The following is a 13,334-nucleotide window of genomic DNA, read 5'->3' as shown; positions in this document are numbered from 1 at the left end:
GGCGAGGCGCCGTTGCCGGGGCGTGAGGGGTGAGGGGCCGGTGGGGGCGGCCCCTGTGCGGACCGCCCCCTGGTGCCGTGTGGCGCCTACGCCTTGGCGTAGAGCTTCGTGAGCGCGATGCAGGTGTTGGCGGCGTCGTAGACGACGTTCCCGACCTTGGTGCCGTGCATCCAGTTGCGGATGGAGTGGTAGTCGGGGATGCAGGCGGCGAGTTCCATGACCTGCTTGTCGATGGCGCCCCAGGCCTTGTTGGCGGCGTCCCCGTCGGTGATCAGGGACGCGGCCGCGATGGCCTTGTCGACGCTCGCGTTCTTCAGCTGCGAGTAGTTGCTGCGGCCGTCGCCGATGTTGGCGCCGTCCCAGCAGGGGTAGAAGACGGAGTAGCCGCCCGGCCAGTCCGGGCTCCAGCCGGCCGCGAACAGGTCGTACTCGTTGTTGATCTTGCCGATCTGGGTGTAGAAGGTCGACTTGTCGATCTGCTTGTTGACGACCGTGAAGCCGGCGGCCTCCAGCGCGTTCTTGATCGCGACGGCCTGCTTCACCGCGTTGTCCGACGTCTGGTAGGCGATGACCAGCTTCTGGCCGGTCTTGCCGGCCTCCTTCAGGAGGGCCTTGGCCTTGGCCGGGTCGCCGCCGGGCTTCTTGGTCTTGCCGTACAGGTCGAAGTCCGTGTAGCCGGGCGTCACCGGGCTGAAGATGGTGGTCGCGATCTCACTGGTGGACGCGCCGCCGCGGATGGTCTGGAGCTGCTGGAGCGGCCAGGCGTAGTTGATGGCCTGGCGGACCTTGACGTCCGTGATCCGGGTGGTGTTGATCGGCCAGTAGTAGGTGACCGCGTCGACCGCCGTGAGGACCTGGGCCTTGAGCTTCGCGTTGGTGAGGACCTGCTGGGTCCGCTCGGCGGCGACCTCGTTGAAGATCGACATCGTGTACTGGTCGTTGCCCTTGTCCGCGATGTAGCGGTCCGTGGACGTCAGCGTCTCGAAGCCGAACTGGAAGACGAACTTGTCCGGGTACGCGTTGCGGATCGGGTCCGTCGCCGGGTCCCAGTGCGCGTTGCGCGAGTACGTCAGGGACTTGCCTATGCTGCGGGCCTCGATCTTGTACGGGGCGCAGGAGAACGGCTTCTTGTCGTACTTCTCCTTGGTGTCCTTCGACTTCTTCACCAGGGAGTAACCACGCATGGCGAGCGTGAAGTTGAAGTCACCACGGGCCTCGTTGAGGCGGAAGGTGACGGTCTTGCCGTCGATCTCGATGGAGTCGAGGTTCTTGCCCTCGTAGGGGCCCGTGTACTTGTCGCCGCCCGCAAGGAACTGCTGGACGTAGCGGGGGCCCTCGGTGATGAAGGAGGCGAAGAGGCGCTCGAAGGTGTGGCGGACGTCGTCCATGGAGAGGTCGGAGCCGTCCTCCCACTTGATGCCGTCCTTGATGGTGAACGACCAGGTCTTGCCGCCGTCCTTCATGGTGCCGGCGTCCGTGGCGGCGTCGCCGACGAGGGTCTGCGCCCCCTTGGAGTCCATCTTGTAGCCGGTCAGACCACGCATGATCGGGACGGTGATGGCGCCCTCGGTGGAGACGTAGATCTGCGCCGGGTCCAGGTGGTCCATGTCGAACTGGTCGAGCCCGTAGATCGTCCCGCCCTTGACCGCGCCCGCGACCTCCGGGGCGGGGCCGGTCGAGTCGGCCTTGGTGCCGACCTCGATCTTGGCGGCCTTGGCCTTGCTGACCGAGGGGACCTTGTTGTTGCCCGAGGACGAGCTGCCGCCGCCACAGGCGGTCAGCACCGAGCTCGACGCGGCCACCACACCGGTGGCGATCATGAAGTTTCTACGGGAAAAAGACACAGTAGCCCTGCCTTACGGGTGGGACGGACCAGCCGGACGACATTGACCGGGCCGGAGATGAGAGATGGGTCAGCGCTTGGACTTCGGGTCGAGCGCGTCACGCGCCGAGTCGCCGAGCAGGTTGAACGCCAGGACGAAGATCACCATGGACAGGCCCGGGAAGAGCATGAAGGTGAAGTCCTGGGTGTAGAACTGGGCGCCCCGCTGGATCATGACGCCCCAGTCGGGGGTCGGGTCGATCATGCCGACACCGAGAAAGGCGAAGCCCGCCTCAGCGGTCACGTAGGCCGGGAGCATGAGCGTGGACTGGATGAGGATCGGGGTCCACAGGTTCGGCAGCAGTTCCTTGAAGACGATGCGCGCCGGCGACGCCCCGGTCACCTTGGCGGCCTCGACGAACTCCCGCTCGCGCAGGCCGAGTACCTGGCCGCGCAGCAGACGGGCGATGGACGCCCAGCCGAAGAACGAGAGCATGATGATCAGCGCGGTGGCCCGCAGCCAGGTCGGGATGTTGTCGTCGGCGGCGACGAACAGGCCGAACACCACCGGCATGAAGGCGATGATGAACAGCGTCGAGGGGATCGACAGCACGATGTCGACGATCCGGCCGACGATGTAGTCCGTCCTGCCACCCAGGTAGCCCGCGGTCACGCCGATCACGACGCCGACGGCGGTGGTGATCAGGGTGGCCGCCAGGGCGATGCCCAGGGAGGTCCGGATGCCGTAGATCAGGAAGGTGAAGACGTCGCGGCCCAGCTGCGGCTCGATGCCGAACCAGAACTGCGAGCTCATGCCGCCGTTGGGACCCGCCGGGTACGAGAAGGCGTCGAGCAGCCCCGGGTCCTGGCTCGCGTACGTCGTGTACGGGTCTTTCCCGTAGAGCTTGGATATCAGCGGTGCGGCCAGCGCGATCGCGAAGAAGAAGATCACGATGATCGCCGATATGACGCCCGTACGGTCCCGTTTGAAACGGCGCCATGCGAGCTGACCCGGGGACCGGCTCTCGTTGGCCTTCGAGGGGGGAGAAGTGATCGACTTCTCAAGGCTCTCGTCGGTTACTTCGAGCGGGACCGCGGATGAGGTTGGGGGGATCATGCTGCTCCTGGCCCAAGGGGGTCTGATGAGACTCCGCAGGGCACTCCCCTACGGGCTACGCCGGACTTTTTCAACGCAATTCATGCAAGGTCAATAAAATCTGGGCCGACTTGGGTTTCTCTTTACCTTCTTTGCTTCCTCTTGGGCAGTCCGTAGCTACGCGGGTAGCATGCCGTGATCGATCCGTGCTTTATATCGGGCCAACTGCGCTAAACGGGCAATGAGTTCGTTATGCGGACGCCGCTGTATCGGAATGCGTACATCGGGACGTCTGAATCCAACGGTTCCGCATCGCTTCGTGGTGATCCATTGTGCGCTACACCGAAGATCCTCTGAACGGACGGCAGGGGTCCCCCGAAAGGGTGGGCCCGCAGGCGATGTGCTCCTTTTCGGTCGATATTGACCGGTAACGGATCGGCATGGATCGGCTTTCCTGAGGAGGCACTCGATGCGTGGAGCCACGCACGCCAAATGGGCCGCTTGCGCGGCGGCGGTAGCCCTTGCGGCGACCGCCTGTGGGGGCGGCGGGAGCAGCAGCAGCGGCGGCGGTGGTGACGGCGGCGCGGTGCTCAGCGCCTCCTGGGGTGACCCGCAGAACCCGCTGGAGCCGGCCAACACCAACGAGGTGCAGGGCGGCAAGGTCCTCGACATGGTCTTCCGCGGACTGAAGCGGTACGACCCGAAGTCGGGCAAGGCCGAGGACATGCTCGCCGACAAGATCGAGACCACGGACTCGCAGAACTTCACGGTCACCGTCAAGAGCGGCTGGAAGTTCAGCAACGGCGAGGCCGTCACCGCGAAGTCGTTCGTCGACGCGTGGAACTACGGGGCCAGCCTCAAGAACAACCAGAAGAACGCGTACTTCTTCGGGTACATCGAGGGCTACGACAAGGTCCACCCCGACAGCGGCTCGCAGAGCGCCACCACGCTCACCGGGCTCAAGGTGACCGGCACGGACACCTTCACCATCAAGCTCACCCAGAAGTTCTCGACCTTCCCGGACACTCTCGGCTACGCGGCCTACTCGCCGCTGCCGTCGACGTTCTTCTCGGACCACGCGGCCTGGCTGAAGAAGCCGGTCGGCAACGGGCCGTACACGATCTCGTCCTACACCAAGGGCTCGCAGATGCAGCTCAAGAAGTGGGATGGCTACACCGGGACGGACAAGGCGCAGAACGGTGGCGTGACCCTCAAGGTCTACACCGACAACAACACCGCCTACACCGACCTGATGGCCGGCAACCTCGACCTCGTCGACGACATCCCGGCCTCGCAGCTCAAGAACGTCAAGAGCGACCTCGGCGACCGGTACATCAACACGCCCGCCGGCATCATCCAGACCCTCGCGTTCCCGTACTACGACAAGAACTGGAACAAGAGCGGCTCGGACAAGGTCCGCCAGGGCCTGTCCATGGCGATCAACCGGGACCAGATCACCGACACGATCTTCCAGAAGACCCGCACCCCGGCCACCGACTGGACCTCACCGGTGCTCGGCACCGAGGGCGGCTTCCAGGACGGGCTGTGCGGGGACTCCTGCAAGTACAACCCCACCGAGGCGAAGAAGCTGGTCCAGGAGGGCGGCGGGATCCCCGGCGGCCAGGTCAAGATCACGTACAACGCGGACACGGGCTCGCACAAGGAGTGGGTGGACGCGGTGTGCAACTCCATCAACAACGCGCTCGGCAACGACAAGGCCTGCGTCGGCAACCCGGTCGGCACCTTCGCGGACTTCAGGAACCAGATCGGCCAGCACAAGATGACCGGGCCGTTCCGTGCCGGCTGGCAGATGGACTACCCGCTCATCCAGAACTTCCTGCAGCCGCTGTACTACACCAACGCCTCCTCCAACGACGGCCAGTGGTCCAACAAGGACTTCGACAAGCTCGTGAACCAGGCCAACGCGGAGACGGACACCAGCAAGGCGATCAAGCTCTTCCAGCAGGCCGAGGGCGTCGTCCGGGACAACATGGCCGCCATCCCGCTCTGGTACCAGAACGGCAGCGCGGGCTACTCGGACCGGCTCTCCAACGTGGCTCTGAACCCGTTCAGCGTCCCCGTCTACAACGAGATCAAGGTCAGCTGAGCCGCACCGGGGGCGGGTTCACCAGCGCCCGCCCCCACGATCCCCGGAGCCCCCATGGGACGGTACGTAATCCGGCGTCTGCTGCAGATGATCCCGGTCTTCATCGGCGCCACACTGTTGATCTTCCTGATGGTGAACGTGATGGGCGACCCCATCGCGGGCCTGTGCGGCGACCGGCAGTGCGATCCGGCGACGGCCGCCCAGCTGAAGCGGGAGTTCGGCCTCGACAAGCCCGTGTGGCAGCAGTACCTGACCTACATGGGGAACGTCTTCACCGGTGACTTCGGGACGGCGTTCAACGGCCAGAAGGTCACCGAGCTGATGTCGACCGCGTTCCCGGTCACCATCCGGCTGACCCTCGTGGCCATCGTCATCGAGGTCGTCGTCGGCATCGCGCTCGGCGTGATCACCGGCCTCAAGCGCGGCCGTCCGATCGACACCGGCGTGCTGCTGCTCACCCTGGTCGTCATCTCCATCCCGACCTTCGTCACCGGCTTGCTGCTGCAACTGCTCCTCGGCGTGGAATGGGGCTGGATCAAACCGTCCGTCTCACCGGAGGCGACCTTCAGCGAACTGATCGTCCCCGGGCTGGTGTTGGCCTCGGTCTCCCTCGCGTACGTGACCCGGCTGACCCGGACGTCCATCGCGGAGAACCGGCGCTCCGACTACGTCCGTACGGCCGTCGCGAAGGGCCTGCCGAGACACCGGGTGATCGTCCGGCACCTGCTGCGCAACTCCCTCATCCCCGTGGTCACCTTCATCGGCACCGACATCGGCGCCCTGATGGGCGGCGCGATCGTCACCGAGCGGATCTTCAACATCCACGGCGTCGGCTTCCAGCTCTACCAGGGGATCGTGCGCCAGAACACGCAGACCGTGGTCGGCTTCGTGACCGTCCTCGTCCTGGTCTTCCTGGTCGCGAATCTCCTCGTCGACCTCCTCTACGCCGTACTCGACCCGAGGATCCGCTATGCCTGAGCAGCCGTTCGAACCGGAGCGCGCCATCGCCGGCACCGGCATGGGCGGCGCGATGGACCTCGCCGCGAGCGAGGCGGAGACACTGGAGAAGACACCGGGAGGGCCGGAAGGAACAGGTCCGGCGGGCAAACCCCACTCCCTCTGGTCCGACGCCTGGCGCGACCTGCGCCGCAACCCCGTCTTCATCATCTCCGCGCTCGTCATCCTCTTCCTGGTGGTCATCTCCCTCTGGCCCTCCCTGATCGCCTCGGGCAACCCCCTCAAGTGCGACCTCTCCAAGGCCCAGGAGGGCTCCCGACCGGGCCACCCCTTCGGCTTCGACGGCCAGGGCTGCGACGTCTACACCCGCACGGTCTACGGCACCCGTACGTCGGTCACGGTCGGCGTGCTCGCCACGCTGGGGGTGGCGATCTTCGGCTCCGTCCTGGGCGGTCTCGCCGGGTTCTTCGGCGGGGTGTGGGACTCGATCCTGTCCCGCCTCACCGACATCTTCTTCGCGATCCCCGTTGTCCTCGGCGGTCTGGTGCTGCTGTCCGTGGTGACCAGCAACACGGTCTGGCCGGTCATCGGGTTCATGGTGCTGCTCGGCTGGCCGCAGATCTCCCGTATCGCGCGCGGCTCGGTCATCACCGCCAAGCAGAACGACTACGTCCAGGCCGCGCGGGCGCTCGGCGCCTCCAACTCCCGCCTCCTGCTGCGGCACATCACCCCGAACGCGGTCGCCCCGGTGATCGTCGTCGCCACGATCGCCCTCGGCACCTACATCTCGCTGGAGGCGACCCTGTCGTACCTCGGGGTGGGCCTGAAGCCCCCCACGGTCAGCTGGGGCATCGACATCTCGGCAGCCTCCCAGTACATCCGCAACGCCCCCCACATGCTCCTCTGGCCCGCCGGCGCCCTGGCCGTCACCGTCCTCGCGTTCATCATGCTCGGCGACGCGGTACGCGACGCCCTCGACCCGAAGCTGAGGTGACGGAGCGGTGGCGCTTCAAGTGCGGGGTAAGCGAGGGGAGTCGCGGGGCGGGACGACCGCCCCGCGCGTCCGACACCGGCCGCGCGGCGGGCGGGCGGTCACGGCACCGCTGTCCCTCGTGCGAGGCGGGCTCAGGGACGCGGAGAGGCCACTGTGCGGGCCCGGCGAGCCGGCCGACGGACGTGCGATCGACGACCGGGACACGGACACCCTCCTTGCTCCACGGCGCGGAGCCGGGGTGACGGCGTGACGGCACTGGAGCTGAGTGGTCCGGTTCCGGGGCTCCGGGCCCCTGCCGGGGCGCGGCCGGTGGACACGGGTGCGTGGCTCGCCCGGCGCGTGCCGACTGCGCCGACGGGCCGCGGCGTAGGCGTCCTGTCGGCTCGTCCGGCCTGTCCTGGCCGCGCCGACGACCGCCGCCTCCGTGTTCTTCCTGTTCGGCGGCGCGGTGCGCGGCGCCCTCGATCCGGAGTCGAAGGTGACGGCGTGATGGTGCCGGCGCCGTGTGGCCCGGGGTTCCGGGCCCTCGTCGTCAGGGGGCGGGCGCGAGTCGTCGGCGGTGCCGTGGACACGGGTGCGCCATCCGCCCCGTCCGCCCGGTGCCCCTCGCCCTCGCCCGCGACCCCCACACCCGTGTCCAGCACGCTCGGCGACGCGACCCGCGGCGCTCTCGATCCGAAGGTGAGGTGACCGGCGTCATGCTGCTCGAAGTGCGGGATCTGCATGTGGAGTTCAGGACCAGGGACGGGGTCGCCAAGGCCGTCAACGGGGTCAACTACAGCGTGGACGAGGGGGAGACCCTGGCCGTGCTGGGGGAGTCGGGGTCCGGGAAGTCCGTGACCGCGCAGGCCGTGATGGGGATCCTCGATGTGCCGCCGGGGAAGATCACCGGCGGGGAGATCCTCTTCCGGGGCAAGGATCTGCTGAAGTTCAAGGAAGAAGAGCGGCGCAAGGTCCGCGGTGCCGAGATGGCGATGATCTTCCAGGACGCGCTGTCCTCGCTCAACCCCGTGCTCTCCGTGGGCGACCAGCTCGGCGAGATGTTCATCGTGCACCGGGGGATGTCCAGAAAGGACGCGCGGACCAAGGCCGTCGAGCTGATGGACCGGGTGCGGATCCCGGGCGCGGCACAGCGGGTGCGCGACTATCCGCACCAGTTCTCCGGCGGTATGCGCCAGCGCATCATGATCGCCATGGCGCTCGCCCTGGAGCCCGCGCTCATCATCGCCGACGAACCCACCACCGCCCTCGACGTCACCGTCCAGGCCCAGGTCATGGACCTGCTCGCCGAGTTGCAGCGCGAACTGCACATGGGGCTCATCCTCATCACCCACGACCTCGGAGTCGTCGCCGACGTCGCCGACAAGATCGCCGTGATGTATGCCGGACGGATCGTCGAGTCGGCCCCCGTGCATGACATCTACAAGTCCCCGGCCCACCCGTACACGCGCGGGCTGTTGGACTCGATCCCGCGGCTGGACCAGAAGGGCCAGGAGCTCTACGCCATCAAGGGTCTGCCGCCGAACCTGATGCACATCCCGCCCGGCTGTGCCTTCAACCCCCGCTGTCCGATGGCCCAGGACGTGTGCCGGACCGACGAACCCGAGCTGTACGAGGTGGATCAACACCGGGGCAGCGCCTGCCACTTCTGGAGGGAGTGCCTCAATGGTTGAGTCGACAGCCGTAACAGGATCAACAGTTGAGCCGATCCTTGAAGTGACCGGACTCGTCAAGCACTACCCCTTGACCCAGGGCATCCTCCTCAAGAAGCAGGTCGGTGCCGTCAAGGCCGTCGACGGTGTGGACTTCGCGCTCAACAGGGGAGAGACCCTCGGCATCGTCGGGGAGTCGGGCTGCGGCAAGTCGACCGTCGCCAAGATGCTGGTCAACCTTGAGCGGCCGACCGAAGGGTCGATCAAGTTCAAGGGCGAGGACATCAGCAAGATGTCGGGCCGCGCCCTGAAGGCCGCCCGGCGCAACATCCAGATGGTGTTCCAGGACCCGTACACCTCCCTCAATCCCCGCATGACGGTGGGCGACATCATCGGGGAGCCGTACGAGATCCACCCCGAGGTGGCCCCAAAGGGCGACCGGCGCAAGCGGGTTCAGGATCTGCTGGACGTTGTCGGGCTCAACCCCGAGTACATCAACCGGTATCCGCACCAGTTCTCCGGCGGCCAGCGCCAACGCATCGGCATCGCCCGGGGGTTGGCCCTGCGCCCCGAGGTGATCGTCGCCGACGAACCCGTCTCCGCGCTCGACGTCTCCGTGCAGGCCCAGGTCATCAACCTCCTCGACCGCCTCCAGGACGAGTTCGACCTCTCCTACATCTTCATCGCGCACGACCTGTCGATCGTCCGGCACATCTCGGACCGGGTCGGGGTCATGTACCTCGGCCGGATCGTGGAGATCGGCAGGGACGAGGAGATCTACGACCACCCGACGCACCCGTACACGCAGGCGCTGCTGTCCGCCGTGCCCGTGCCCGACCCGGACGCGCGGGACCACCGGGAGCGGATCATCCTCGCGGGTGACGTGCCGTCGCCGACGAACATCCCCTCCGGGTGCCGCTTCCGCACCCGCTGCTGGAAGGCGCGGGAGCGCTGCTCACTGGAGGTGCCGCTGCTCGCCGTGCCCGCGGAGTTCCGGCTCGTGAACGGGCCCGCCGCGCACGACTCGGCCTGTCACTTCGCCGAGGAGAAGACGGTCGTACCCCAGGACGCGGCCCCCGCGGAACCGACGGACGATCTTGATCAGGGAGCGGAATAACCACACAAACAGGCATCAACCGCGTTAACACGCAGGCAACTCGGCCGACCCGGTCTCGATATACGGACACGTCAATCTGAATGACGTACGGCCGTGCGGGTGCCGTAAACGGACCGGGGCGCGCCATGTCGCCCCGGTCCGTTGCCGTATCTAGACCAGCCCCAACGACCGCTTCAGGAAGTCCACTTGGAGCAGCAGGAGATTCTCCGCGACCTGTTCCTGCGGGGTCATGTGCGTGACGCCCGACAGCGGCAGCACCTCGTGCGGGTGGCCGGCGGCCAGCAGCGCGGAGGACAGTCGCAGGGTGTGCGCGACCACCACGTTGTCGTCGGCGAGGCCGTGCACGACCATCAGCGGGCGCTGCGCGTCGGCGGGCGCGGACAGCCCGTCGTCGGTGATCAGACTGCTCTTGGCGTACGACTCCGGGTCCTTGGCCGGGTCGCCCAGGTACCGCTCCGTGTAGTGCGTGTCGTAGAGCCGCCAGTCGGTGACCGGGGCGCCCGCGATGCCCGCGTGGAAGACGTCCGGGCGGCGGAGTACGGCGAGCCCCGCGAGCCAACCCCCGTACGACCAGCCCCGGATGGCCACCCGGGAGAGGTCGAGCGGGTGGCTCTTCGCGAGGTCCTGGAGGGCGTCGATCTGGTCGTCCAGGGAGACCGTGAAGTCGCGGTGGACGGCCTTCTCCCAGGCCGGTGAGCGGCCCGGGGTGCCGCGGCCGTCGGCGACGAGCACCGCGAAACCCTGGTCGGCGAACCACTGTGACGTGAGGTGCGCGTTGTGCGCGGCGACCACGCGTGGGCCGTGCGGACCGCCGTAGGGGTCCATCAAAACCGGAAGGGGGCTGCTGCCGTCGTAGTCCTGTGGCATAAGCAGGGCGCACGGGACGCGCCGTGCGCCCCCCTCGGTGAACGTGATGCGCGGGGACATACCGGGATCTTCGGCGTGCGACGCGATCGGCACCGTCTTCTTGTTCCCGCGCAGCACCCGGACCTGGGTGCCCGGCCGATCCGGCACCGCCGAGACCAGCACGGTCACGCCCCCGGCGCGTACCGCCGAGTGCACGCCGGGTTCGAGCGAGAGGCGCTCCAGGCCGAGTTCGTTGACGCGATAGACGTGCACCTCGCCGGTCTCCGGGGCGGGGGCGTTCTCGCCCGCCGAGGCGGAGATCAGAACGTTGTCGTCGGAGACGTCCAGTACCGCGCGGACGTGCAACTGCGGTCCTGTGAGCAGGCGTTCACCCACCGCGAGCACCCGCGCGCCACCCTCGTCGGCGATCCGCACGAGCCGTCCCGAGGGGCTCCAGCACGGCACGCCAGGGAAAAGATCAAGCCAAATTGGATCTTCGTCGGCGTGCACCATCCGGGTCGCCCCCGAGTCGGGCTCCACGGCGAGGAACAGCTGACTGCGCTGGTCCCGGGCCTGCACGAGCAGCAAGGGCGCACCCGCCGCTGACCAGTGCACTCGCGCCAGATACGGGTACCGCGCCCGGTCCCAGACGACCTCCGTGCGCGTCCCGTCGAGCCCGATCACGTACAGCCGCACGTCCGCGTTGGCCGTGCCCGCCGCCGGATACGCGACCCGCTGCGGCTCGCGCTCCGGATGGGCCGGGTCGGCGATCCACCAGGGCTGGACCGGCGTGTCGTCCGCGCGCGCGACCAGCAACCGCTCCGAGTCCGGCGACCACCAGAAGCCGCGCGTACGGCTCATCTCCTCGGCCGCGATGAACTCGGCCAGTCCGAAGGTGACGTGCTCCGACTCCGGCTCGGCGAGCGCCCGGTCACCGTCACCGTCGGCTCCCACGACGCGCAGGGCGCCGCCGGTGACGTAGGCGATGTGCCGTCCGTCGGGGGCCGGGCGGGGGTCGATCACCGGTCCGGGGACCCGGAGTTCACGTGCCGTCCCGGCTCGCAGCTCGGCCGTGAAAAGCCGCCCTGACAAGGCGAAAGACGCCAACTCGGCCTCGCTGTCGGTGGCGTAGCCGACGATCCCCGCACCGCCCTCGCGGGTGCGTTCGCGGCGGGCCCGCTCGGCGGGCGAGAGGCGCTCCGAGGCGCCGCCGAGGAGGGCGCGCGGGTCGGCCGCGACGCGCTCGGTGCCGGCCGCCGGATCGAGGACCCACAGCGCGTTCGCCCGGTCCGTGCCGGAAGGAGAGCGCAGGAACACGACCCGCGAACCGTCAGGTGACACGGTGAACGCGCGCGGCGCGCCGAGCGTGAACCGCTGGGTACGGGCGTGCCGTCGGGGGAAGGAGTCAGCCTCGGTCGTCATGCCCCGACCATATTGGCCATGCGCCCCCTTGTGCGGCTGTGCGCCGAGCGATGCGCGAGCGCGGATAGTTATGATCACTAGCGCTGCGTGGGTATGAACCTGCTGGCTCCTGTATGGATTTGCTCTACCGATTTGCGCTGGGGATCCACCCCATGGATCCATATGCCCCCATAGTCCGACCCCCCCCTAGTCCCTGGGATCATTGGAGGTGAGCCGCCGTGGCACTCTCGATTTCGGCGGTGGTGCTGCTGGCGATCGTCGTCTTCCTTCTGGTCAAGAAATCAGGGCTGAAGGGCGGACACGCGGTCGTCTGTGTCCTCCTCGGGTTCTATCTGGCCTCCTCGACCATCGCGCCCACGATCAGCGATCTCACGACGAACATCGCGAGCATGATCGGCAGCATCAAGTTCTGACGGGTGTCGGCCCCTCGGTGACGGGGGGCTGGACGGCAGCCTCAACACCGCCTACCAGCGCTACCGCGAGCTGTCGCCGGTGCGCATTCTCGGTATCCGGCTGCGCTGGGCGAAGGGCGGTACATGACCAACGGGCCACAATCGTCCGAACGGCCATCCGACCCGCCGCCAGAAGGCAGCGACGAGGGAAGGCCCCTGCGGCGGCGCATCGCTGACAACTGGAACGGCCTCGGGCGCGCCGGCCAAGTGGCGATTGGTGTAACCGCAGCGGTGGTTGGAGGCGTGGTCCTGTCCTACCTCCGTGCGAGGCAGGACGGTGACACTGCCGCCGGCAGCTCCCCGGAGGGGCATGTGACCACGGAATCACTGAGTTATGACGAGCAGGAAGAGCTGGTCGTGATCCTGTCCACCAGTATCGAGACGATGCCCGAGGACGAGTTCGAGGCGAGCTACCAGCAGCTCGACCGGGACCACCAGTGGGAAGTCGACGACGCCATCCGCGAGTTCGCGAACAACGCGGTCGGTTCCGACACCTGGGATCAGTAGCGGGGGCGCGACCAGATGTGGCCTCGGTGCGTGTCCGTACGCCGAAGACGGACCGCCTGGGCTCCGATCCTTGCGCACCGTGTTCGTGTTCCCCGCGGGTGAGTGAGCGCAGACCATCGCCGCACTTGATAGCCACCTGAACCAGCAGCGCCATCCCTGGACGGTGGACGGCAAGCTCGACATCGACATCTCCGGCCGGATCGACGGCACGGCAGAGGTTCACCGGCTGATCGTGCTGCTACTCGAACGTGGAGGCGTGGCGACCGATGACTACTCCGCCCGCGCCCGGCCGCCGATATCGTCCGCACCTTCGTGGACATGACGTTCGCCGGTCCGCCAGTTGACCGAGCGGGTACTGGGCT

The 13,334-nt window shown here is 67.5% G+C and carries 11 protein-coding genes; 8 read left to right on the top strand and 3 right to left on the bottom strand.

The window, feature by feature from the left end; all coding sequences use genetic code 11:
- Window positions 1–86 precede the first annotated feature (86 nt).
- Complete coding sequence (locus OG226_RS18890; RefSeq protein WP_328679332.1) at window positions 87–1,820, bottom strand: ABC transporter substrate-binding protein; 1,734 nt, start codon at window positions 1,818–1,820, stop codon at window positions 87–89.
- Between the two features lie 93 nt (window positions 1,821–1,913).
- The gene (locus OG226_RS18885; RefSeq protein ID WP_328679329.1) at window positions 1,914–2,939 is read right to left on the bottom strand and encodes an ABC transporter permease; all 1,026 of its coding nucleotides are present in this window, start codon (window positions 2,937–2,939) and stop codon (window positions 1,914–1,916) included.
- Window positions 2,940–3,387: 448 nt separating this feature from the next.
- Between OG226_RS18885 and OG226_RS18880 the strand changes: the two genes are divergently transcribed.
- The 5 genes from OG226_RS18880 to OG226_RS18860 all read left to right on the top strand — a co-directional run bounded on the left by OG226_RS18880 (window position 3,388) and on the right by OG226_RS18860 (window position 9,745).
- Window positions 3,388–5,025, top strand: coding sequence for a peptide ABC transporter substrate-binding protein (locus tag OG226_RS18880; RefSeq protein WP_328679327.1), 1,638 nt, complete (start codon window positions 3,388–3,390; stop codon window positions 5,023–5,025).
- A 54-nt stretch (window positions 5,026–5,079) separates the two neighbouring features.
- The gene (locus OG226_RS18875) at window positions 5,080–6,003 is read left to right on the top strand and encodes an ABC transporter permease (protein WP_328679326.1); all 924 of its coding nucleotides are present in this window, start codon (window positions 5,080–5,082) and stop codon (window positions 6,001–6,003) included.
- Entirely contained in the window at window positions 5,996–6,976 is a 981-nt protein-coding gene (locus OG226_RS18870) for an ABC transporter permease (RefSeq protein ID WP_329349531.1), read from the top strand. Before OG226_RS18875 ends, OG226_RS18870 begins: the two co-directional genes overlap by 8 nt.
- A 698-nt stretch (window positions 6,977–7,674) precedes the next feature.
- Complete coding sequence (locus tag OG226_RS18865; protein WP_328679321.1) at window positions 7,675–8,649, top strand: ABC transporter ATP-binding protein; 975 nt, start codon at window positions 7,675–7,677, stop codon at window positions 8,647–8,649.
- On the top strand, window positions 8,642–9,745 hold the full coding sequence (locus OG226_RS18860; RefSeq protein WP_329349530.1) for an ABC transporter ATP-binding protein: 1,104 nt from the start codon (window positions 8,642–8,644) through the stop codon (window positions 9,743–9,745). The genes OG226_RS18865 and OG226_RS18860 overlap by 8 nt, the downstream gene beginning before the upstream one ends.
- 150 nt (window positions 9,746–9,895) lie before the next feature.
- On the opposite strand, the gene OG226_RS18855 is transcribed toward OG226_RS18860, so the two are convergent.
- Complete coding sequence (locus OG226_RS18855; RefSeq protein WP_329349529.1) at window positions 9,896–12,013, bottom strand: S9 family peptidase; 2,118 nt, start codon at window positions 12,011–12,013, stop codon at window positions 9,896–9,898.
- Between the two features lie 218 nt (window positions 12,014–12,231).
- Here OG226_RS18855 and OG226_RS18850 point away from each other — a divergent pair, with 218 nt between their 5' ends.
- From OG226_RS18850 to OG226_RS18840, 3 genes are all read left to right on the top strand, one after another.
- Entirely contained in the window at window positions 12,232–12,426 is a 195-nt protein-coding gene (locus OG226_RS18850; protein WP_019058412.1) for a hypothetical protein, read from the top strand.
- A gap of 123 nt (window positions 12,427–12,549) precedes the next feature.
- Window positions 12,550–12,972: a hypothetical protein gene (locus tag OG226_RS18845; protein WP_329349528.1), complete on the top strand. Its 423-nt coding sequence runs from the start codon at window positions 12,550–12,552 to the stop codon at window positions 12,970–12,972.
- 163 nt (window positions 12,973–13,135) lie between these two features.
- Entirely contained in the window at window positions 13,136–13,294 is a 159-nt protein-coding gene (locus tag OG226_RS18840; protein WP_329349527.1) for a hypothetical protein, read from the top strand.
- Window positions 13,295–13,334: the final 40 nt, after the last annotated feature.

The sequence above is a fragment of the Streptomyces sp. NBC_01261 genome, assembly GCF_036226385.1.
Taxonomy (GTDB): Bacteria; Actinomycetota; Actinomycetes; order Streptomycetales; family Streptomycetaceae; genus Streptomyces.
Note: the sequence above shows the minus strand (reverse complement) of the source record. Positions and strands in the feature narration are given on the sequence as shown.